The sequence below is a fragment of the Rickettsia montanensis str. OSU 85-930 genome, assembly GCF_000284175.1.
GTDB classification, from domain to species: Bacteria; Pseudomonadota; Alphaproteobacteria; order Rickettsiales; family Rickettsiaceae; genus Rickettsia; species Rickettsia rickettsii.
In genome coordinates this window covers 112512-136453 of the sequence record NC_017043.1, presented here as the reverse complement: position 1 = coordinate 136453, position 23942 = coordinate 112512, and the positions used below count along the sequence as shown (strand labels likewise).

The window sequence follows — 23942 nt, the reverse complement described above, 5'->3', positions numbered from 1 at the left end:
AATATATGAGTGAACAAGGAAACCTGCTGGGTGATCCAGATAAGGATAAGAAGAAAGCTAAGCATGATAAGATATTTCGTAAGGCACTAGAGAATCCTCTAGTTGCCCATGAATTCTTTAATGCACATTTGCCCCCAAATATTAAAAGTTTAATAGATTTTCCTAGTTTAGCAATGGAAAATACCACTTTTGTAGAAAGCTCTTTAAAAGATTCTATCTCTGATGTTTTATTCTCATGCAAATTTGATAAACAAGACGGATACTTATTTTTGCTTGTCGAGCATCAATCAAAAGCAGATCATTTTATGGCTTTTAGGTTATTTAAATATATGATTAATATTTGTGAGCGATATTTAATACAAAATCCTAAAGCTAAGACTTTACCATTAATATACCCGATGATATTTTTCAATGGTCAGGAAAAATATAATGTTGCAAGGAATTTGTGGGATTTATTTACTAATAACAAATTAGCAAAAGAATTATGGATTAATGATTACCAGTTAGTGAACGTCCATGAAATTCCTGATGAAGAGTTTAAACAAAGGATATGGTCAGGGATATTAGAATTTTTTCTCAAACATATACATGAGAGAGAGTTGTTAAAAAGATGGCAAGAAATATCAGATATATTACCGGAATTAACCAAAATAACGATAGGTTATGATTATCTAGAAATGATATTATATTATACATTGACGAAGATAGAGCAAGCTGATAAAATAAAGCTAAAGAATTTATTATCAACAAAGTTAAATCCGGAAATAGGGACAAGGCTTATGAGAAGTTTAGCAGAGCATTGGCAACAAGAAGGGAAAGAAATAGGTATTCTTGAAGGCTTACAAGTTGGTGAGGCTAAAGGTATCCAAATTGGTGAAGCTAAAGGTATCCAAATTGGAAAAGCTGAAGGTATCCAAATTGGAAAAGCTGAAGGTAAAGCTGAAGGTAAAGCTGAAGGGGAATATAATAAAGCAGTAGAGGTAGCAAAGAAAATGTTAACTCAAGGTTGTAATGTTTCTTTAATTTCTAGTGTAACCGGTCTTGATGAAGCTTTTATTAGTTCTTTAGAGTAAACATATTTCTTGTAAAATTTACTCTGCTGTTTGAAAAATAATTTATAAAAAATTCTGAAATGACAAAAAAGTTTTTTATACACAGCTTACCTCTAAAACTCGTATACTAAATTAGTCCGTCCGCCAAAACTCAAAAAAATATCACTTGTGGCACTAATTTCCAAAAACAGGGCAATTTTAGAGCAAATTACTATGATTTTGAGGGCTAATTTTAAATTTTTGTATCAAAAAACACACTATGTCCCAAAACGTACTCAATTTTCTCGTTGCCATTTTTTTGTATTTCCATAAGCTTTTGATATAAAACCTTTCATTTTCTTATGGATTTTACTATTACTTTTTGCCTTAAAACCTAGTATCTATAAGGTCTGTAGAGTTTTGGCGGACGGACTAAATTAGCGATTTAAAGGGGCATTATAGTAGGATTTTTCTTTATAAGGTAATCCCCTATCAAACAATTGAAATCTTTTAAAAATACCATTAAAATGGTTTCTATATTTTTGCATTTAAATCAAGTTTGTAAATTCATTTGTAATTTAGTAATTGGGATGTTACCCGCAAGTTTTACATAACAGGTAAGATCTTCTAGATTCATAATTTCAGATGGCATTACTAATAATTTTCTTTTCTCTAAGCTATGCATATTTACTCCATCACGCATGGAGTTAGCACCATAAGAGAGATTCTCTTGAGTTTCAATAATTTCTTGCTCACCAAGCATTAAAGCTGATTTATGTGCTGTTTGTTGATCACTTACCCGAAAAATAAATTTGCTACCAAATAAATCAAGCATTGAAGCTGTTCCAGCAGAACCATATATCTCCTCTAATTGATGAATGTTTTGCATACCTGCAACAACGCAGCCACCATATTTCCTGCTTTCAGCCAAAGCTATAGGGAGTGAAGATATCTTTTGTAAAGCTGGCAGCTCATCAATCACAAACCACATATTACTATGAGTATTATTGATGTTCCTATTCATTAATGCTTTTATCGCTATGCTAATCCATGCAGCAATAAGTGGTCGAAGCATTACTCTTTGATTAGGAGTACTAGTTATAAATAACCAACCTTTGTCCGCAGTAAACCACTTTCTAATACTAAACTCACCTTTAGGCTTTAAATGTTGCAACACTTCAATATTTTTACTAACAGTTGCTTGAATACCTGAAGAAGTCTCAGGGGCACTACTGCTAATTATACCAGATACTGCACTATTTTTAAAACTTTTTGCAAATTCTTTATTATTTGCATAAAGAATAGTATTTATTAGCTTTTTGATGTCTTTACTATCCTGATATAATCTTAATCCTTCAGCGAGTACCAACTCAGCACTTTTAGCAAAAAAATCATCTAATTTGGGATTATAGTTACTAAAGTTACTTGCCATATCATTATAATCCCAAATTTCATGACAATCATTCCAAGGCAACCAATGCTCTGTATTCTCTTGCAAAGGATTAAGTAGCTTATCACATTTGGGATCAAAAAATCGATCAGTAAAGCTACCTGTTAAATCAACAATAATTGCTCTACCTTGCTCTTTTCTAATCTGAGGTAATAGCTCATTTAACATATTAGTTTTACCACTACCAGTAGTACCGGTAATAAGAATATGCCTCCTTTCGCTATTTTTAACTAATGGCAATCCAGAAAAACAAATATTAGCAGCTTGTTTGTTTTTATGAAGCATTCTCGCTAAAGTTTTTGCTTCCACCAAATCTGCTCCCCTGATCTTATCTTGTATAACAGCTTTTTTACCTCGATACATAAAAAAGATGATGGCAGTAAACATGCTAATAGTAAAAACAATAATACCTTCTGGCCAAGCTGAATGCAATAAGAATTGCCCAAATTGATTGATATTATGCGAATGCGGTGTAACATGCCAAAATTTATGCACAAATTCTTCAGCATTACGATAAACCCAAGCTTTTTGTTCTAAATAATAGAATTTAATACCTATTTGGCTTATAGGGTAAAAATACTCTCCTATGGCAAGTTTTAATTGTGCGTATCGCTCTATGATAAAATAATATAAGCTTACTAAGGACAATTTCTGATATGTACGCCACATTAGCCAAACTACAGTAAATATTAATCCAATAGTTAAAGCATTAATACTGCCTTGCCCAAGCATTCTCATCTGATGAGCAAAAATCTGTGAACCACGAGTAAAATTATTTTGATTTTGTTGCATCAAATTACAAATTATCTTGCATTATCTTTAATTTTTCTTCAAACTCGTCAGCCCTTAATAGGATTGCCACTCGTGAGTACTAATTTTCCTATTTTTGATTTAGCCCACTTAACTTGCTGCTCATCATCACCATCAATAAATATTAAAGCTTTTCCCCAGCTTATTTTCTCCAAAGGATTTACATTTGTGCCAACTTTTACTATGATGTTTCCTGCTTGATCTTTTACATCTGTCTTTTGTATAAAGCTCGGATCATAGTGCCAATTTCGGTTTATGCTTGCTTTTGCTAGAGCCAATACCGGAGTTGGTCTTGATATTTTTTGCTGTACCTTATTTTTAAATTCTTCCTGCATTTTCTCTAAAACGCCATTTTGTTTTGCTATTTGAAGTTTAGCCATAATGACCTCTAGTAATGACTCTTCAATAATTGGAAATACATGACCTTGGACTTCATAATCTCTAATTTCTATTTTAGAATTATTATCTATGCTTATAGCCAAATTATTATTGTGTGCATTTACATAACTTACCTTCAACATAATAACAAATAAAACAAAGGAACTTATAATAATAATTTTTAGATCTAAATACCCTGTCATATTTTGCCACGTTTTTAAGCTGTTAGCAACGGAAGTAAAATGATACAGAACAACGGATAAAAATTGATACAGTATTATCATTCAAAATTTATGCTATGTTGCTCCAAGATGATTTTAACCCCTATAAAAGTATATTTTGATAAGGAATAACTGTAATAATATCTCAATATTAAGCAATTAATTATTCAACATAGCATAGTGTGTGCTGTATTAATTTTCAACCATTGTAATATTAGAAATCTGTATCATTTTTCAGCCGGTATTGACAAAAAAAACTCTCTCATCCAGTATATTATTGATGGCATCTGTAACGCTCATTCCTGCGATCATTCTATCTTCTATGGCTTGGTAATCCCTAGCATTAGTAGATGTTAGCATCAGAGTAAATGGGTCTAACATTAACCTTGCTACAACTCCGTTAACACTTGGTCCATAAATCGCTGCTTCACTATAATGCGGCGGGTTTGAATGAATTGATTGTAGTAAATTTAGCTTCCAGTCCTCATCGACAAAACCTGCAAGCTTAGGGCTTGCTCTCATTGCTTTAAAGCTCTCAGGATTTTGCTTTAAAATAACTTTATGTGATGAGTTCTCAAAAGCTTTTTCAGCTGCTGATCCTTCCTCTCTAAAGTAATCAGTTAATTGCTGAGTAGCAAGAGTAATTGAGCCGTTATATTTTCTTGCAATTCTTCCTGCTTCTTCAATAAATTCTCCAGATCTTTTGCCAGATAGTAATTTCCATGCTTCATCAATCATGATTAGAAAAGGACGCTTCCTATCACCTTTAACCATGCTCTGGTTAATATGAACAATCATGATTTGTACAATTACTGCAAGTAGTGCCGGGCTACTACGAAGATGATCAGTTTCAATTACTACTATATCTGCGTTTAAGGATAATTTTGCCTTACCACTAAAAAACTTGCCATATTGTCCATCTCTGGTGAACGGAAATAACATATTACCAAGTTCCTGTGCGTAAGATTCTTCTCTTTTAAGCAACCAATCTGCTATGTCAGTTATCTCAACTTTATTGCCTTTTTCTTGCCACACAGCTATTAACGCCTTTTGCAGCATTGGTTGTTGCAAATCATTAGTTCCATATTGCGGAGCTGCCATAGTAGCTAGAATCGATGGAAAACTTGCTAAAAAATCTGCCTGTGCTTCAATTGAGCCTTCGCTGCCGTCTGCTGGAATTTCTGAAAATGGATTAATAGAAATAGGATTTTTTACATCAAATTCAATATAATTACCGCCCAGTAGCAAACAGGTTCTTTTAAATGATCTACCATAATCAAGAACAAACACTTTGCCGCCAGTGCCTAAGACCGATAGCATTAGTTCTTGCATAAACACTGACTTACCAGAGCCTGGCACTCCTGCTATACAAAGATTAAAATTTTCATTTGGAGTTGCAGCTGTGCTATATAAATTTGAGCCAATTAATGCTGAGCCAAAGGGAGACCAATACATTATCTGTCCTCTTCTACCAGTAAGCAGCATTCCAGGAGAGCTTAAATCCCCTTTCCATTCACCAATAATAGGAAGTAACACCTTACTTTCTGAAGCAATAGTTTTTATGCCTCTACCAAGATTTGATAATGCTATGCCAACTCCCCGAGTCTTTTTATTAAATATGTTATTGAATCTATTAAATTTACCCACTAAAGAATTAGGTGCTGCTTCAACTAACTGCATCGGTAAACTAGCAAGTACCACCGCTAAATGATCATATTTACAAGGGACAAAATACCAACCACTTCGACGAAGCTGTGAGCAAAACTGTGATGCTGCCCCTTTGGCTTTGTTCTTCTTATCCCACATAATGACATTTAAGTGGATATTTACTACTCTATCGCCACTTTGCAAGCACGCTACTGCTCCTGCTAAATCTTGTGCTTCACTAGCTAAGTTAGGAAAGAATTTACCCATCCCAGCATTAATATTTCTCTCTAAAGCTTCTCTTTTAGTAATTGCTGCTGTTTTTGCTATCACTTGATTAGGCACTATTTGCAAACCAAAATGAATCAGAAAATTTGATCTAATATATTCATCTCGTCTTAGCTCATTACCTAAAAACAAATCCATGGCTGATAAAAGCCACTCTGCCGGTCTTTTTCCTGCCTCTAAGCTTATAAATATTTGATTATCATTAAGACTTACATAATCTTCCTTTTCATATAAAGAAAAATTACCAGGTAAAATCTGCTCAGATAATATTTCATAAGGATTAAGTTCAGGATGTTCTTCTTCCCTCCAACCAAATATTAAACGGACAAATTTTAATAGCAATGTTGCCTCAACATTGTAAGTAGCAAGCCCAATTGATTTAAATGTATCTTGCAATACTTCTCTTCTTCGTATCATCTCATTAATATCAATCGTCAGCGTCGGAATAGTTACGGAAATTAATAACACGACATCTTTGATATTCCCCTCTGCCTTTGCTTTTTGCTCTAAAAATTTTGTTCTTCTACTACTAAGCTCAGCAAAAATTGTCCCTTTTCTATGTAATTGCCAGTTATCTAGATATTCTCTTATATGATCAGAGCCAATCATCAATATTTGAAAACTACTTCCTGCCGGTAAATTCTCATCACTTTTTAAAAATTCAGCTATCTCTCCTTGAGCTTGCAAGCTTGTCCCAACCAGTGGCCAGCCAAGCAGGACAAATCCTACTGAAGCTCTATTAAAAAACAAGCTACTCTCCTCATCATATGATTCATAAACAAAATGTTTAGCTAGTCTTTCCCGAGCAAAATCTTTATCAATTCCTGATATCATTATTATACCTTCCAAAGCATCTAGTAGAGCATATCGATTTAAAATTAGGCTTGTCATTATTATTATTTGGATTAAACATATTCTGATCAGCCATTTTATTTACTTCATATAAAGCTTTACATTTTAGTCCTTGGGGCAGCGGGCAATCAAAATCGCTTCTATATGGCATCAACTTACAATTAGCAACGCTAAAGCTTAACATCGATAACAAAAGCAGATTAATTATTTTATTATTCATTAAAAATTACCCGGATGTTGTTGTTCTGACTGCAAATCAATATCCGTCATCTCATAATCATCATTATCCCGAGTAAAACGTTCTTGCAATTTAGTTTTTGCCTTAGTAAAACTTGTCACTTTATTCCCGGCATAATTTTGATAATTACTATAATTTGCTTCCTTTTGCGAATAATCAGTAGTAGTTGGTGGTAGTACTCTATCTACTTTAGCAGCTTCTTTATTCTCTCTTAAATTAAAACCTTTTCTAAATACAACATCTATTACTCTACCTGAAGTGACAACAATTACCGGACTCATACTTTCTGCTCGTTTAATTGCAAAATCAGCAAGCTTTTCTAAAGCATTACCGGTACCGGAATAAACACCGGCTTTAAGAGAGTCAGCAGCTTTTAAGGCATTTTGCTGACCGGTAATCGGTGACACCGGAAATATGCCATTGCTTGCCTGGTTCTGAAAAAATTGTGCTATCCCGCCAAGTACGCCGTTAAGCACCGCCATCCTTGCTACATCTGATGATCTATCAACAACTATCCCTTTAATTCCAGGTCTACCATCTTCTCCTATTAACCATCCTTCTACCGGTTTTTCAATGATCTCTCCATTACTATTTAGTAAAGATACCGTCTCTAACCGGCATTTAGCCCGCTCCGATGATATATCCCCGCTGCAAGAACCAATTAAAATTGCTTCTTTGATTTGCTCCGTTTTATAGCCTTTAGAAAAAATAGCTGTATCAACAAGCCTTATCATTATGGGCTCAGGCGAAGCTGCATTATTAGTGCCAGTTCCAACCACCACACCAGTAAGCAGCACCCCCCGTGCAAAGCTACCAGTAGTAATATAATCTTTAAAATCTTTTTTGAGTTCCACATCAGCTCTTTTTACGTAACCAAGTAATCTTTTTACTGGAGCAGTAGGAGCAGCAGCAATGCTTTGCTCAAAGTTATTATCTAATAAATCTTCTATCTTTTGATCATTATTAAAATCATTGCCATCATATAATATAGTTTCTTTAAGAGGCTTCTCTAATGATTCTAACTTTTGACTAAAATCATCAATTTTAGTTTTAGTTTCTAAATATTTATTCTCTATTAGCTTTTCCAAATGATTCTGCATGTTTTTGACTTCATTTAATATTTCTGCAGTCCATTTAGCCCTTGGATCTATTGCCTGCTCTATCCCTGATATTTCCCTTGATTGTCTATCTTCTTGTAAACCTCGGGAAGTTTTGACCTCATTTTCGGCAAATTCATAAAATACCAAAACCATTATCACGCCTATGCAAGCTAAAGTTACTAATGGTCTGTTTTTAATTATCTCTATGAGTTCTGATAATCTTTTACTAAATGTAGATGGTAATTTATGATCCTCTACTGTACTTTGTAATTCTTCCTGCTTATTGAACTCTTGATCCATTGCTTTTAATCAATATCCTAATTATCTAACTGATTTTCATACCACTAGAGACCCACTCTAAATAAAACCCTAAAATAATACCAATAGCAACGATTGCTCCAGCAAGCCTTAAATTACCCCTGACCACTGCCCAGATTGATGACAAAATCGTTGCTCCTGATATCCCGATAGTTTTCAGTTTACCGGTAGAGAGTCCACCAATGCGGTCTAACTGTCCTTCTAATGTTTCTCCTAAAGCTACTTCAGATAGTATCACATTTACACAAAAAATTAATAATACCGGCAATAAAGGATATATTATTCTTAAACACTGTTTTTTATTTTCTTTTTCTATTACATCTTTGTTTTTTACATTCATGATGCTTCTCTTCTTTGTTATTAGTTAACTTTATTACTTCTTGTTCTAAACCAAACTTAATAAGTCTAATTGGTGTTGGTTTGATTTTAGTAAAATTCAACATTAAATCTTGGACCGTACCATTTTCTCCAATTAGAGTGAGATACAGTTTACTGCTATCTTGCTGTGGCAAAATAAATAAACAACCTGAATTATGCACTGCTACTTCTGCGGCGATTTGAGGATGAATAAAAATATCATTGATCTTTTCTCCTTCTATGTTAATTCTAGTTGGAGCATCTTTAGCTATTTGCAGCTCTAACAAAGAATCAGCATGTAACATATAGCTTATCCCATAAGCATTACTACTAAAGCTTGCAAGCATTATTCCAATAAACACTACTAAGATTTGTAACTCTGACTTCAAACTTTTCATTACTTATTTACCTCTTCTTCTTTAATTCCTGTAAGTAATAATAAATGATTTGCTCCTCGCTTATAGGTTAACAAATAAGTTTTATCAGTTGCTATATGCTTATTCTCAGAAAACCAATAACGAAATGTTCCATTAATTAATACTCCATCCTCAATGACTTTTACCTTTTTAGGAAAAAATACTGAGCAAATTCCAGAGCCCTTAACAAAATCTAAATGTTCCTTAAAAAATTTATCCAGCTGCTCTGTATTACTAGACACCACCTTCATATCTGCTATTTGCCTCTCTACTTCCTCAGGCGAAGTAGTAAATAATTCCTTCATTACAAACACTGCCCATTCTTTAAGATAAGTCTCATGATAGCTTTTGGATGATACTATCATCCGACGATCTGGCTCTATTGCTGGAATTAATAACCATTTTTCTTCCGTGCTAATTGTTTTAATCATCCCAAGAAGACTCGTAACTGCAAGCAGCAATGTAATAAGCAATAATCTCTTATTATATTTAACTAGCTGCTGAACCCCGCTTTGCTTAAATAAATGATCCATTACTTACCTACCTTTTTACCAAGTAAATTAGGATAAGAAGTAGGAGCATATAGCCATTTCTTAGCGACTAAATAACTCTTAAGTACAAAATATTCCGATAATTTTTTAAACTTCTTAAATGCATAACAAAGTACAACTCCAGCTATAATGCATATCATCCCAAGCTTAGCATGTCCGCTATTCAGTAACACTATCCCAGGTACTATACCAAGTAAGATAACTAACCACTCATCTAAGCTTAAGGCCATATATTTTAGGGGAGTAGAGAGTGACCAATATAATCTTTGATTAGCACAATTATTATTCATATTAATTAAGTGATATTTCCATTAATAGATAAGTTTTGCTAGTCATGACATTAACATCCTAATTTTTACATTGCCAGTGGAGTTTTAAGCCATAATAAAAAAAACTGTAATTCATATAAAACTGTGGATATCTGGAGATAGAATCTATAGCTCTATCCATGAATTTGTTGATAACTAGCAGTAATTTTGCTAATATTAACGAAATAAATTATTGGTGAGTTGTGTATGTTTAGAAATGATGTAGAGTTAAAACTAGAATGTTTAAAACTTGCTATCCAGTCTTGCTGTAGTTATGATGCTGTGGATATTGCAAAACAATATTATCGTTTCCTTATAGAAAATAATGAAAATGTACCAATTCAATTTTCTATCAATAAAGTAAGTTTAAATTAGGTTTATTATTAATTTTACTTAAAAGATTCTGATCCTAACAAATCTATAATTTCCTGTACACCATCAATTTCTTGATGACTTTGATAATAAGCAATTATTTCTTCTTTTTTATTCGGTTCAAGCTGTTCATTATATAAAGGCATACTATATTTATCTAACATCTTGTAAATATATGGATGTAAAATTTCCTGGTTTTCATCTACATAATATAATACCCTATGTAATAATAGATTTTGAACAATATCATACAGTTTCATATCTTCAAATTGCTTTACAAGATTTACATAGTTATAATTGTCAAATAATTCTACTAAATCCGGTAATTTACTATCAATAAATGTATTAAATTTGTTCGGCATTATTGCTATAAACTCATTAATCTTGTTCATTATATTAAAATCATAATCATTACCATGATCCTTTTTACACATCATATCGAAAATATGTACCTTAGAATTTGGATTATCATTTAAAATTCTAACCAAAAAAGCATATTGATCAATATCAACATGAGGGTATGTATTCTTTCTAGGTACAATAAATTCAAACTCATTACTCATAGGATCTAGTGATACTAATTCTTTAAATACATTACGTATTTCATATGCAATAGAAGTAGTATTTCTTGGTATGCTATAAGGCCATAGTTTGGTTCCTTCTTCTAATCCTGTCTCTATATTATTGCAATGTAAATTAACCCAAGATATATTGGTATTATCAACAACATCAATAAGATATTGATATCCTGCATATTCAATCATATTGCCATGAAGATGAATACCAGTGACTTGGCTATATGGCAAACCATCTGCTAGATATCTAGCACCATCAGCTCCTATACTATTATTGCACAAATCTATAAAAAGAATTTTAGAATTTTGTAAGATTTCAGCTAAATATCTAGCTCCTTCAGCTTCTATATCATCCCAAGCAAGATCAATATACATAATGTCACTATTTTTAAGTGCTGGTGCTAAATATTTCATACCTTCATCTCCTATGTAATTTAGACGAAGATCAAGATCTAAAACTTTAACCTCTTTTAAAAATTCAGCTAAATACTTAACACCTGTAGTTCTTATTTTTTCTGCATGTACATTTAACTTGGCAATTTGACTATCTTTAAATGCTTGAACTAAATATTGAATACCATTAAGTTGCATAATATGATTGTAAGACATTTTAAGCTCACTAATTTTAGTATCTTTGAAAGCTTGAGCCAGATATTGAGCATCATCGGCTTCTAAGTTTTGACTATCAAGTGTAAGCTCAGCAATTGCAATATTTTGAAAGGTTTTATTTAGATATTGAGCACCCTTAATGCCTATTTTATTATTATGGATAGTAATATGAATATTCTTAATATCACAATATGATCTTTGAGATATATACTTATTAACATCACCATCTTCTGTGTAATGGATATCAAGATAAAGAGACCTCATTTTAGTATTACTCAGCATCTTATTTAAGTATTGTGCTGCATCGCTTCCAATTTTATTTTCACTCAAATCAAGTTCAGTAATTTGTATTTCTTTTAGAGATTCAGTAAGATATTTTACACCTTCATCCATTATATTATTATTTTTAAGATTAAGTGTGGTAATTTGAGTGTCTCTCAAAATTTGAGTTAAATACTTAAGACCATTACATCCTATGTTATTATTACTAAGATCAAGTCTAGTAATTTGAGTACCTTTTAGAGCTTGAGCTAGAGATTTAACATCGCCTTCTCCTATATTACTAAGAGATAAACTGTGATTATCTTTTAAGTTATCAATCATTGTTTTATATGGCATATATGTACCCTCCTAGCTATATAAGTTTTACTATATTTATTACTGTTGAACTGTAGAGATCATTTCATTAATGGCTCTTTGCATATATTCTCGAGCAGTATCAGTGGCAAGTCTAGTATAAACTGCCGTTGATCTTGGATCTCTATGATTTAGAAGCTGTCCTATTACATATTGATTTGCTCCGGTCATTGCCATCCAGCTTGGTATTGTTCTTCTTAAATCATGGATTCTTAAATTTTCTATTCCTGCCTTTTTACAAATCCTCTTCCATGCTTTCTTTGGTTCTTGCAAATGACCACTACTGCTTGTCTCACTTGGAAATACCCAAATGCTATCAGATTGCTCTTTCCTGGCTTTTAATATTTCTACTGCCTGATCTAATAAAGGTAAACGGTGAGGATCACCATTCTTAGTATCTGGAAGATATAACTGTTTATCAGCAAAACTAATCTGTTCCCAACGCATAGTAAGTACATTATCCTTACGAACTGATGTATACAAAGCTATTAAGAAAAAGTCCTTCATTACCTGGTTTTGCTCTTCTGATATTGCTGTAAAAAATCGTGGTATTTCTTCCCTAGTTAAATATCGATCTCTAGATTGTTCCTTGTGCTTCTTTATGCCAATAACTGGATTTACTGTTAATAATTCCCATTCTATTGCTTTACTAAATACAGGACTTAAAACTTCAAGAAATCTATTAGCTCCATATTTACCAGTTTTCGTCAATTTATTAAATAATTCTTGAATATCTGCTTTTTGAATGGTTGATATTTTTCTATTATATAAATGTTTTGCATATCTATCTACAGAAGCAGCATAATCTTTCCATCTTTTATTATTAATTTTACTGTATTCATCAAGGTATCTATCATAAAACTCTTTAAAGGTAGGCTCTTTAGATAATCTAGCTTTTTCTTCTATAGGATTATATCCTTGAGCAATTTTCCCTTTTAACTCAGATGCTTTGAGTCTTGCATCAATAATAGATAGATAGGGAAATACTCCTATTTTGATTCTATGATACTTTTTACTAAGTACCACTCCTAAATAAAATATTTTACTACCACCGTATGAGACGATTAGCAATAATCCTTTTTCTTTGGTATCTTTATATATATCTCGCTTTGCTTCTGGAGCTTTTATTTCTTGAAGCATTTCTTTAGTAAAAAGTAATGATTTAACTGGCATAATATTACCTACCATAGCTTAACCGAAATATATATTTAAAACTGTAGTATGTTTTAATTGTAATAGCAAATTCTATATCAAATATAATTACAATGAACTTGATTATTACTTTTACAATATAAACAACTAATAATTGTAATTATTGATTCATAAATTCAAAAGGTCCAAGTAAATTGCAAGGTAAAAATTGATCATAAAATTTGACTCGCTATATGCTCATTATATCCATATCCTATTTTAAAATTTCTAATATTTTTTAAAGATTGACAAATTATTGCAACTCTACTAAAGTTAAAGCATAGTATTGGTAGTAAGAAAAAACCCTTAACATATAAAGAGTTGTGAGGTATAAATTGGTTTATAAGAAAAAGGCAAAAAGTAAGGTAAAACGAACCGTTACATTGACATCGTAAAGGTCAGAGGTTCGAGCCCTCTATCACTCACCATTCTCCATTTTTCGGTATTTCTACAAAGGTATCAAACGGCGAACGCAGCATAAAGTAGAGGTTTTTCAGTGTTCAAAGAAAAGTTAGAGAATATCAATTAGATAGATAAATCAATTCAGGATAAGATTTATAAACCTTCGGTAGAGCAAATCTCCAAATGGTGACCGTTAATAAATACTTCAGCTTCTTTATGGTTGGTCTCATAATCAAAATTTATTAATAACTCTTTTCTTGTGTTTTCATAAATTTTATCCGTTAATATACGTTTACCGGCGTTAATTTTTATTTCAACAGCATTCTCCTTCAAAAATTTAACTCCATTTATTCCATATTGATGATGTATTATTCCTTGCTCCATAGCTTTCTCAAACCGTGGCGGTAAAGAATCAACAGCTTTCTTTATTCTTTATTTTTTCATCAATAATACTATAACAATCTTGACCTTTATATTTTTACCTATACAAGTAGCTTCAGTATTTTTAATATACCCTTTCTCTGGAATATTCCATGAAGTGATATAATGAGTAATTTTATGACTTAATATATGAAGCTGTTGTTTTTTTAAGCTGATAATACTGGTGAATTTTTTTGCATCATATTGCTTAAATAATTGATCTAAATCCTCTGCGTCATTAACCTCTCCAAAATCATTTGTAAAAATTTCTTCTTGTTTTTCCTTACTTAATTGGTTTGCATATTCCTTAGCTTTATTTATGTCATTATTAAGTAAAGCAGCATTTATTCCAATTTCTAAAGTTTCTTCATTTTGAGGGGCGTCTTCTAAAACTTTCTCTACATTTTGTAAAACTTTTTGAGCATTTTTAGAAACAAATTCTTTTGCATCTTCTGCCATTAGCGAGATGCTGGTAGCGTTAAGGACTTCTGTTATTTCTTCTTTTTTTAATGTATTTGCATTATAAATTATAGAATTTGGATCAGGAAAAGCTGCTAAAGTAGATAAATTTTAACTTTTATAAATAACAATATCGTTGTTAGGAATGTTATTTAATAATTACGTGCTATATCCAATTATTTTGTATAAATGGCAACCGAAAGTACAAGTAACTCATATTTAAATCCTTTGCTAAACGTATTTTGTGTGCAATTTTTCTCTCATCTGAAAGAGCATTATATTTAGCGGTATATTTATAAAGCTCAAACCTTTGAACGTGGTAAGGTAATAAATTTTTAGAATTCATTGTCTCTAATTTGTCATTGGTGATATTATTTAAGTCTCGACCTAATTTTAGTAAAGCTTTAAGGCTACCTTCAGGCATTTTATTTAGTAAATTTTCTATATTTTTTGAATCAGAGTGATAACCATAGATAGTCCATAAATTATATATGATTTCTTCCTCTTCAGGTAACCTATCTATTGCACTATTATAATATTTTATAGCAAGTTCTAATTGACCAGTTTTATAATAAACAACCCCTAAGTTATACTGGCACCAACCTATATCTTTGGCATTTACTTGATCATCTATAGTGATATTGCTAAGTGCTGCCGTAAGCAATTCTTTAGCTTCATCTAAGTGATTATTATTAATTAACATGGTAGAGATTGTATATGTAATATTGTAATAATGCTTTATATGAGGTGTTAAATCTTTAATAATTTTATCTCCATACTCCATTGATATAAACTGATTGACTAACTCAAATAAAGTATTGGTATAAGCTTTATGAATTTGAAATTCGTATTGGAAATATATTAAATTTAAATCTATGTTTGCTTTTGACAATATATCTATAAATAATTTTTCTGCTACTTCCAAATGGTTATTCATTATACTGCAATGTATAGCAGTGATCATCCCTTGAAGTTGAAGAAAAATATTTATAAAATTAATAGTTTCGGGTTCTTTATTTACAATAGGAGTACTATAAGTTTTGGGGCTTATAAAAATGCTAATTTCTTTATTCGCTTTTAATGCAACATGATATTTGCTTAAGGCTTCTTTCAGCACTTTATGTTCTTGAATATTTTTATATTCATAATTATCAAATAAAGTTTTTAGTGTATTAAGTTTTAGGCTTGTTACTTGTGGAATACCCAATTTTTTTGTTGTTTTGCTATCTAAAGAGTTTAAAAGAGTTGTTGCTATTTCTGCACTGGCATCTATAGAACTTTTTACATTTTTTGGTTCTATTCATTCCCCCGCTACAATTAAAGACTTTTTTGATTTAAACTCTATTATTTTATTGTGTGACAATGCTATAGGATTAAATTTTGAGACTGCTGAAGATTTAGGATTTTTTATCATAATAAATACTTATTAATAAATAGGCATGCATTATAAAGTAAATCCACTATTTTGTAAAGAAAATACTAATTTTTAATTAAAGTTAATAACTTGAAGCATTTCTATTGGTATTGCACTTCTGCTATTTTAACTCTTAATAAACACCAATTCGTTATCGGATGAGTGTTTAGTACTAAATGCATAACCTAAATATGAAAAATTCTTAAGTAGCTCAGGTGAGTCAATTAGGTTGTTAGCAATAACCTTGATCATCACCCCTCGAGCTTTTTTAGCATTTATACCGATTGTTGAGAATTTACCGTTCCTATTTTCTTTAAAATGAACGTTAACTAATTGATATTTAAGTTTATTTGGGTTTATTACAGATGAATATTCTTGTGATGCTAGGTTGAGTAAATATTTATTTTCCTGTTTAGCAAGAATTTTATTAATATAATTAGTGACTTCATCTTGCCAAAAGTTTGTTAAATTTATTTCATTTAATTTTGTTGCCATTTCTAATCTATACGGCTTAATAGTATCTAGCGGTTTTAAGACTCCGTAAAGTCCTGATATAATAAGCAAATGTGATTGCAGGAAATTTAATTCATGATTAGTTAATTTTTCTATATGTATATTATTAAAAACATCTCCTGCATAAGCAAAAATAGCCGCTTTACTCTCTTGATTGTCAAAATCCTTAAATCTTTCTTTATTTATATGTGCAAGTTTTGCACTTATATTCATTATTTTCGATAATTGATTCTCAGAATAGCTTTGGAGTGTAGAAAGTAGTTGATTAGTTAACGTAAGGGACATTGGGGTCGTCAGCTCCGTCTTGGGAGCTAACTGCTCGAAATTTAGAGTTTTAGCAGAAGCAATAATAGCAAGCATTTCTATCTAGCCGGAGTACTCGGAAGAGATGAAGTAGTGTTAGCGATATTTCTGTTAGTACTATCGATTGTTTGCATAATTGCATAGCTTGGATCACCGTCAAGCTCTACTACTTCTTTGGGTTTCGTAGTTTTTTGACCGGTACAGCCAATTAAAGCTATAGAAGCAAATAAAATCATTAAATATCTTATCATAAATACCCTGTTTTAATTTTACGCTTAAGATAGCTGCCTATTATTATAATGTCAAGTGAGAGGAAAATTTTATTACCCTACCCTATAACCTTTCAGTAATAGTCTAAAGATTCTTCATAATATTTTAAATCTAATTCTGCATAATTTAAATTAGGTTCATCTTCGCTTATTTCTATCTCGGGTTCAGGTTTAGGCTTATCATAATTTTTTCTAGTTTTTAAATAATATTCTAAAGTTTCTTCATATTCCCATCTAGGTAGAGGGTGATTATCGGATTCTTTTTCTAAATATATCATTATTGATGATGTTTTTTCCTTTAAAGATTCATTACATAATTCTTCAACAATAGGATAATATTCTTTCTTATTCAGATACTAAAGGCATGATTGTTGATTTACTATCATTTAAGTTAATTAATATAATCCTTCAAAAAAAGAATCATATTTCCCATTACCTATAATATCGTGATATATAAAAGAGTCTATATTAAGTGCTTGAATAACCAGTTTCCCATCTATCGATAATATTTTTTTGAAGAGTTCTAAATCTTCAATATGAAGAGCTATGGAAAAAATATTATTATTTAGTACCATGCTTTTTATTATTTGCCACTTCTCTTAGTACTATATTTAGCCCATTCCATAACTTATTTACTCCTTAAATAAATTTTTAGGCATTCTGTAATAAACCGTATTATAGAATTTTTCGCTTTCAGGAAATTTGCGTTTGCGGATAGAGAAATTACCGAAATTTCTGATTTCAACACGCTTTTGTTCTTTAAGAGATTCGTTTAAATAATCTAAAATTAAATCTACTGAATCTTTAACATCTTCTTTAGAAAGATAATTCAGCTTATCATGTACTTTATCTATTAAATAATTCTTAGTAATCATTATTAAAAAATCGCTTTGATTCCGTTAAAACTATTTTTAAAAAAACTAGGTGCTATACTATCAAAATCTTCAAGTATTATGTCCATTAATTTTGGTTTTAATTGATAATCTTTAACTAGTAGATTAACATTAATTTTCTGAACTTCCTGTAACCATTTTAATGCAGTATCTTCCGAGCCTATAGCATCCACAAGCTTTAACTTTAAAGCCTGACGACCTGAATATACTCGTCCGTCTGCGAGCTTTTTTACTTCTTCTATAGGAAGATTACGCCTCTCTGAAACAAGTTCAAGGAAGAAATTATAAGTATCTTCTATATTTTCCATAATAGTTACCCGCACTGCTTCCGTCAGTTTTTCGGTAGGATTTGGGACAGCTTTTAATTCACCCGATTTGAAATTATTAAACTTAATCCCCAATTTTTGAGCAAGCTCCGTTATCTCGGCTGTTTGTAGTATTACACCGATTGAACCCGTAATGGTTCCGTTATGGCTGATAATATAATCACCTCCAAGAGAGATTAAATAACCGCCACTTGTAGCCATTGTTCCCATAACTATCACTACCGGCTTTTTTGCGGATATTTTACGTAGAATATTATAAATTTTTTCAGAGCCGACTACCGTACCGCCGGGAGAATTTACGTTAACTATTAAAGCTTTAATATGAGAATCATCGATTATTTTTTTGAGCTTTTTGTCACGCTTTTCGTCTTCAAGAATTATTTCATCTATTAATACGGAAGCTATATAGTCTTCATTACTATTAATAGGTAAAACCTCTTTTGGAGCAAAATCTTTACCGACTAGTAAGAATACGATCGCAGTTAAAATAATAGCTGCTAGCTTCCAAATTAACAAACGAGATTTTATTTGTCTTCTTTCAATTAAATAATCAGGTGTTATACTCATGATTTTATATACTTTTTTAGAATACTATAGTCAATTCAGACCTATACTGTAACAGGCGTGAGGAGCGAAGCCTATAATAATAGGCAAGCCGATTAACAACGAAGCGCAATATAGGTATCAATTGACTATAGACCGTTCTTAGGACGTTCAGGACTCTTCATCATCTCAAAAAACTCACCGTTAGTTTTAGTATTTTCAAGTTTTTTGAGTAAAAATTCCATTGCTTCACTGCTACCCATCGGATCGATAATACGACGAAGAACCCACATTTTATTTAATATTATTTTATCTACTAATAAATCTTCTTTTCTAGTTCCTGATCTAGTTATATCAATAGCCGGATAAATACGCTTATCGGCAATCTTACGATCTAGAATTATCTCGGAATTACCTGTACCTTTAAACTCCTCAAAAATTACCTCATCCATACGAGAACCGGTTTCAATTAAAGCCGTACCGATTATAGTAAGTGAACCGCCGTTTTCAATATTTCTTGCTGCTCCGAAAAATCTTTTAGGTCTCTGAAGAGCATTAGCATCAACACCGCCCGTTAATACTTTACCTGATGACGGCACTACGGTATTATAAGCACGAGCTAAACGTGTTATCGCATCTACTAAAATTACCACATCTTTTTTATGTTCTACTAAACGCTTTGCTTTTTTGATAACCATTTCTGCAAGCTGCACGTGCCTACTTGCCGGTTCATCGAAAGTAGAGCTAACAACCTCCCCACGCACGGAACGTTGCATATCGGTTACTTCTTCAGGTCTTTCATCTATTAACAGTACTATTAAAAATACTTCCGGATTATTGGTTGTAATTGCATGTGCTATATTTTGTAATAATACGGTTTTACCTGTACGAGGCGGTGCTACTATTAATGCACGTTGTCCTTTACCCATAGGGGCAACAAGTTCAATAACCCGTGTACTAAAATCCTTACTATCTTTACTATTATTTTCAAGTTCTAATCCTAATTTTTCATCAGGATATAAGGGGGTTAAATTATCAAAATGAACACGATGATAAGCTTTAGAAGGGTCTTCAAAATTTACTCTATTGACTTTCAGTAAAGCAAAATAACGTTCTCCGGCTTTTGGAGCTCTGATCTGACCTTCTACAGTATCACCGGTACGCAGACCAAAGCGACGAATCTGACTAGGAGAAATATAAATATCATCAGGGCCTGCTAAGTAGTTTACTTCCGGCGAACGTAAAAAACCAAATCCGTCAGGTAGTACTTCAAGTACCCCCTCTCCCACTATTAAACCTCCCTGCTCTACGGATTTTTTCAAAATTGCAAAAACTAATTCTTGTTTAAGTAATGAATTAATATTTTCAATTTTTAATTCTTCTGCTTGAGCTTGTAGTTCCTCCGGTAATTTACGTTTTAATTGTTTTAAATTAATAATATTACCGTTCTCTGCAAAATTATTATGATTGTTATTGGATTCGGTATTGTTAAGTTCTGCTGTGGATTCTTTATTAGTTGTGTTCATTATTTTATTATTAATAGATTATAATTGAAAAGTTGAGTTAGCAATTAAGTTTAAAGGTAAGTAATATACTTATTTAAATTAGGAATCAAATTAGATTTTTAGAAAGTTTTATTTATTCTTGCGGTTTGAAGAATTATTTATCTTGTTAGCTTATAAGAGCTGCCTATGTATGTAAAAACATACTAACAACGTTAATAGCACATTGTCAACCCAAATCGTCATTGCGAGCAGGTAATAATGGTCATTGCGAGAAAATGACGAAGCAATCTTGGGAGTTTATTATTATTTCATGAGATTACCGCACAGCTTACGGTTGCGTAGCTTATGACGACCCTGGTAACCTCTTCTCGCAATGACGGATAAATCAATCCACGTAACTCTAGCAATCCTTTGATTTTAACAATAACACATTTGTATTAAGTAATGGAATGCATACGTTTTTAACTTCATTTAATAAGGCCTCATTGCTTATTTCTTGATTTAATTCGCTGCGTACCGCATCAAATATTTCTCTTAAACTTTTCTCTTCTACCATATATTTAAAAATATATTTAGTGCTTCTAAATATCGACATTGAGATATTAACATTATTTAATATCCCATTATTAATAGTAAAATTAATAGCGTTATTTACTGCTGAAGGATTAGATTCCAAATGTTCATAAATTTGTTTAGCAAAATTGGCAATATTATGGAAGTACGGTATATTATCAAGGTCATCAAGAGAGGCTACACTATCTTTTTGATTTGATACGTAAAATGAATGTTTAATAATATTACCGGTAAGTATTTCGGAAATTGCTTCTCTAGTTACTTTATCCATCTTTTTAACTTTTTGTAGAAGTGAAAAATCTTTTACATAATTTTCCGGTCTTAATAAAATCTTCTCTAAAGGATCAAGATAATCAACAAAATTTAAGTTTGCTTTTTCTACGAATTCATATAACTCAGGAACGGAATAGGCTCTATCCTGTTTGTGCAGGAACATATCATAAACTCCGACGTCACCGTAATTTTGGTAATCTGAAAATAACTCCCAACCTCTTTTATACCAGTTAGTAGCAGGCAAATTATCTAGAATTAGCTTCCCGTTCATTACTTCTTCGACACGGCTTTTAGTATCTTTATTTATCATTTTCATTAAATCCTGAATTTGATAAACACCGGTACGTCCGTATTTAGCATATACCATTAAACCCATACCGCCGGTCGGCTTTAAAGAATCTTTTAGATTTTTTAAACCTTCATCAGGATTTGCTAAATGATGAAGCACGCCGGTACAATTTATATAATCAAATTTTCCAAGTTTTAGATTAGGTATATTTAATATTGAATCATTAATCCATTTAATATTTTTAAAACCTCGTACTTCTGCACGTTTTTGTGCTACTTCCATGCTAGGTTTGCTGAAATCTAGATATATTATTTCGGCATTTTTATCTTTTAACTGCTCGGCAAGATAAATAGTCGAATCACCGGTGCCGCCGCCTGCTATTAAGCATCTAAAATTATTATTAAAATTTTCTTTTCCTTGATATAGAAAATGGTTTAATTCTCCTAAGGACTCACCGCACGTTGCAAGTAAACGTTCTTTTTCTTGATTTGGGTCTCTGAAAGGATAAGGATAATCTTGATAATGCTCTTGTACTTCTGCTAAGTCTTTAGAAATTGTAGTATTTTTTGTTTTCTTTAAATTGCTCATAAATTATTATTCACAAATTATTATTTTTTAAGTTGTTATTATATATACTTGTCTATCTACTCTTTTAGAAGTATATCTTTTATAATTAATTGAATAGTATAATTATCTTGCCAATTATTAGTTTTTAACGTTCCTATTGCGGCAATATTTTTTGCTTTAGGGCTTAATAAAACATCTTCAAATGCAGTTCCTACCGAATTAAAAGCAATAGCAGATAAGGCTTTATTACCAAAGCCTCGCTTATTTGGAACAAGCATACATTTAATATGCTTACTTCCAACGATATCCGCTTTTAATACAAATAAATCATCGAATTTAAATATAGGCTCATGATTTCCTTGACCGAAAGGCTCTAAAGTGTTTAATTCCTCCATTAAAGGGAAATTCACACTATTAACCGTTAAATCAATATCATATTCCGCATGCTTATAATTTTCTAGTTTATTTATACTAATTCTAAAAGCATTATTAAAAAAATTCTGCAATGCTTGTAATTTTTCAGCAGTTACGGTAAAACCTGCCGCCATAGCATGACCTCCGCCTGCTATTAGCAAATCTTTGCTTTTAGCATTGATAATTTCAGCACCAAAATCAATACCTAAAATAGAACGGCATGAAGCTTTACCAATCCCGTCATTTAAAGCTATAACTGCCACCGGCTTATCAAATTTTTCTTTTAATTTGCCGGCAACGATTCCTATAACGCCTGGATGCCATCCTTCTTTTACGATAAATAATAAACTACTATCTTGTTGTGTCAAAGCAATTTCCATCGCTTCTTCTATCATTAATAACTCAATTACTTTACGCTCATTATTATGTTTTTCAAGTTCTTTAGCTAATTTATTTGCCTCATTAGAACAATTAGTAGATAGGAGATTAGCCCCTAAACTTGACTTTCCTACTCTACCGCCCGCATTGATACGCGGACCTAGAATAAACCCTAAATGATAACATTTTGGTATTTCATTAAGCCCTGCCATATCATATAATGTTTTAATCCCTATATTGTGCCTTTGTTGCATTACTTTCAATCCGCTTGCAACAAATGCACGATTTAAGCCTGTTAATTTCATCATATCGCAAACAGTACCAAGAGCCACTAAATCTAGATACTTCATGAGATTAGGCTGAAGCATTGTTTGCGTGAAATAATTTTGCTTCTTTAAAGTCGATAATATTGCAGTTGCAAATAAGAAAGCAACTCCTACGGCTGCCAAATGTTTATATTCGCTTTTTTCATCAATACGATTTGGATTTACTATAGCTACTGCATCCGGTAATATTTCCGTAGCTATATGATGATCGATTACTATAACATCAAGGTTAACATCTTTTGCGTATTTTAGGGCTTCATGTGCCATAGCACCGCAATCAACCGTAATTAATAATTCTGTGCCGTTATCTTTAATTTTTTGCATAGCAAAAGGAGTTGGACCGTATCCTTCAGCTATACGATCGGGAACATAAATATCACATAGTATATTTAAATCTCTAAAAATATTTTTAAGTAAAGCGGCTGAAGTAGCACCGTCTACATCATAATCGGCAAAGATACATATTTTTTGGTTATTTAAAATAGCTGTAACGGTTCTATCTACAGCCTTTTCCATATCAAGTAGATGAAAAGGATCAGGTAATAAATTTTTGATTTTCGGTATCAAAAAATTTTCTACTTCCTCTAGATCATTTACTCTTAATGATACTATCCTAGCAAGTAAATCACTAATTTTGAAACTACGACATAACTCGGTGACTATATCTTCGTTAATCAGTTTTTGCTGCCAGATTTTACCGCTTATAGATGCTTGTGGTTTCATTTGTTTA

At 31.8% G+C, this 23942-nt stretch carries 23 protein-coding genes and 1 pseudogene; 2 read left to right on the top strand and 22 right to left on the bottom strand.

Annotated features, from left to right (window positions below; translation table 11 throughout):
• Positions 1–5: 5 nt before the first annotated feature.
• Positions 6–1073, top strand: a complete 1068-nt coding sequence (locus tag MCI_RS00715; protein WP_011477107.1) for an Rpn family recombination-promoting nuclease/putative transposase — start codon at positions 6–8, stop codon at positions 1071–1073.
• A 511-nt stretch (positions 1074–1584) separates the two neighbouring features.
• On the opposite strand, the gene MCI_RS00710 is transcribed toward MCI_RS00715, so the two are convergent.
• From MCI_RS00710 to MCI_RS09285, 13 genes and pseudogenes are all read right to left on the bottom strand, one after another.
• Positions 1585–3273: a type IV secretion system DNA-binding domain-containing protein gene (locus tag MCI_RS00710; RefSeq protein WP_008579926.1), complete on the bottom strand. Its 1689-nt coding sequence runs from the start codon at positions 3271–3273 to the stop codon at positions 1585–1587.
• Positions 3274–3326: 53 nt separating this feature from the next.
• Positions 3327–3872, bottom strand: a pseudogene (locus tag MCI_RS00705) (type-F conjugative transfer system protein TraW); the annotation flags it as partial.
• Positions 3873–4124: 252 nt separating this feature from the next.
• A complete protein-coding gene (locus MCI_RS00700) occupies positions 4125–6656 on the bottom strand; it encodes a TraC family protein (protein ID WP_012152046.1) in 2532 nt (843 codons plus the stop codon).
• A gap of 237 nt (positions 6657–6893) precedes the next feature.
• The gene (locus MCI_RS00690) at positions 6894–8312 is read right to left on the bottom strand and encodes a TraB/VirB10 family protein (protein ID WP_008579912.1); all 1419 of its coding nucleotides are present in this window, start codon (positions 8310–8312) and stop codon (positions 6894–6896) included.
• A 25-nt stretch (positions 8313–8337) separates the two neighbouring features.
• On the bottom strand, positions 8338–8670 hold the full coding sequence (locus MCI_RS00685) for a hypothetical protein (protein ID WP_008579911.1): 333 nt from the start codon (positions 8668–8670) through the stop codon (positions 8338–8340).
• Positions 8630–9085, bottom strand: coding sequence for a hypothetical protein (locus tag MCI_RS00680; RefSeq protein ID WP_011477114.1), 456 nt, complete (start codon positions 9083–9085; stop codon positions 8630–8632). The genes MCI_RS00685 and MCI_RS00680 overlap by 41 nt, the downstream gene beginning before the upstream one ends.
• The gene (locus MCI_RS00675; protein WP_008579909.1) at positions 9085–9636 is read right to left on the bottom strand and encodes a TraE/TraK family type IV conjugative transfer system protein; all 552 of its coding nucleotides are present in this window, start codon (positions 9634–9636) and stop codon (positions 9085–9087) included. The genes MCI_RS00680 and MCI_RS00675 overlap by 1 nt, the downstream gene beginning before the upstream one ends.
• Positions 9636–9944 carry a hypothetical protein gene (locus MCI_RS00670; RefSeq protein ID WP_008579908.1) on the bottom strand — a complete coding sequence of 103 codons (309 nt, stop codon included), beginning with the start codon at positions 9942–9944 and terminating at the stop codon, positions 9636–9638. The genes MCI_RS00675 and MCI_RS00670 overlap by 1 nt, the downstream gene beginning before the upstream one ends.
• Positions 9945–10351: 407 nt before the next feature.
• Positions 10352–12136 carry a hypothetical protein gene (locus MCI_RS00665; RefSeq protein ID WP_008579905.1) on the bottom strand — a complete coding sequence of 595 codons (1785 nt, stop codon included), beginning with the start codon at positions 12134–12136 and terminating at the stop codon, positions 10352–10354.
• Between the two features lie 39 nt (positions 12137–12175).
• A complete protein-coding gene (locus MCI_RS00660) occupies positions 12176–13342 on the bottom strand; it encodes a tyrosine-type recombinase/integrase (RefSeq protein ID WP_008579904.1) in 1167 nt (388 codons plus the stop codon).
• Between the two features lie 558 nt (positions 13343–13900).
• On the bottom strand, positions 13901–14131 hold the full coding sequence (locus tag MCI_RS09295; protein WP_041404089.1) for a hypothetical protein: 231 nt from the start codon (positions 14129–14131) through the stop codon (positions 13901–13903).
• 48 nt (positions 14132–14179) lie between these two features.
• Positions 14180–14626, bottom strand: coding sequence for a hypothetical protein (locus tag MCI_RS09290; RefSeq protein ID WP_232202674.1), 447 nt, complete (start codon positions 14624–14626; stop codon positions 14180–14182).
• Between the two features lie 166 nt (positions 14627–14792).
• Positions 14793–15833, bottom strand: a complete 1041-nt coding sequence (locus MCI_RS09285) for a tetratricopeptide repeat protein (RefSeq protein ID WP_232202673.1) — start codon at positions 15831–15833, stop codon at positions 14793–14795.
• A gap of 13 nt (positions 15834–15846) precedes the next feature.
• Here MCI_RS09285 and MCI_RS09280 point away from each other — a divergent pair, with 13 nt between their 5' ends.
• Positions 15847–16056, top strand: a complete 210-nt coding sequence (locus MCI_RS09280; RefSeq protein WP_041404088.1) for a hypothetical protein — start codon at positions 15847–15849, stop codon at positions 16054–16056.
• A gap of 110 nt (positions 16057–16166) precedes the next feature.
• On the opposite strand, the gene MCI_RS00635 is transcribed toward MCI_RS09280, so the two are convergent.
• The 9 genes from MCI_RS00635 to recJ form a co-directional block, all read right to left on the bottom strand.
• Positions 16167–16913: a YaaA family protein gene (locus MCI_RS00635; RefSeq protein ID WP_014409244.1), complete on the bottom strand. Its 747-nt coding sequence runs from the start codon at positions 16911–16913 to the stop codon at positions 16167–16169.
• A 2-nt stretch (positions 16914–16915) separates the two neighbouring features.
• Positions 16916–17107 (bottom strand): hypothetical protein, encoded by a 192-nt coding sequence (locus MCI_RS00630; RefSeq protein ID WP_014409243.1) that lies wholly within the window; start codon positions 17105–17107, stop codon positions 16916–16918.
• Between the two features lie 92 nt (positions 17108–17199).
• On the bottom strand, positions 17200–17403 hold the full coding sequence (locus tag MCI_RS00625; RefSeq protein ID WP_014409242.1) for a hypothetical protein: 204 nt from the start codon (positions 17401–17403) through the stop codon (positions 17200–17202).
• Between the two features lie 117 nt (positions 17404–17520).
• Positions 17521–17700 (bottom strand): hypothetical protein, encoded by a 180-nt coding sequence (locus tag MCI_RS00620; RefSeq protein ID WP_014409241.1) that lies wholly within the window; start codon positions 17698–17700, stop codon positions 17521–17523.
• 57 nt (positions 17701–17757) lie between these two features.
• On the bottom strand, positions 17758–18000 hold the full coding sequence (locus tag MCI_RS00615; protein WP_014409240.1) for an HU family DNA-binding protein: 243 nt from the start codon (positions 17998–18000) through the stop codon (positions 17758–17760).
• Between the two features lie 2 nt (positions 18001–18002).
• A complete protein-coding gene (gene sppA / locus MCI_RS00610) occupies positions 18003–18911 on the bottom strand; it encodes a signal peptide peptidase SppA (RefSeq protein WP_014409239.1) in 909 nt (302 codons plus the stop codon).
• Between the two features lie 125 nt (positions 18912–19036).
• A complete protein-coding gene (gene rho, locus MCI_RS00605; RefSeq protein ID WP_014409238.1) occupies positions 19037–20413 on the bottom strand; it encodes a transcription termination factor Rho in 1377 nt (458 codons plus the stop codon).
• Positions 20414–20792: 379 nt separating this feature from the next.
• The gene (locus MCI_RS00600) at positions 20793–22115 is read right to left on the bottom strand and encodes a class I SAM-dependent methyltransferase (RefSeq protein ID WP_014409237.1); all 1323 of its coding nucleotides are present in this window, start codon (positions 22113–22115) and stop codon (positions 20793–20795) included.
• Positions 22116–22171: 56 nt separating this feature from the next.
• Positions 22172–23935 (bottom strand): single-stranded-DNA-specific exonuclease RecJ, encoded by a 1764-nt coding sequence (gene recJ / locus MCI_RS00595; RefSeq protein WP_014409236.1) that lies wholly within the window; start codon positions 23933–23935, stop codon positions 22172–22174.
• Between the last annotated feature and the right edge of the window lie 7 nt (positions 23936–23942).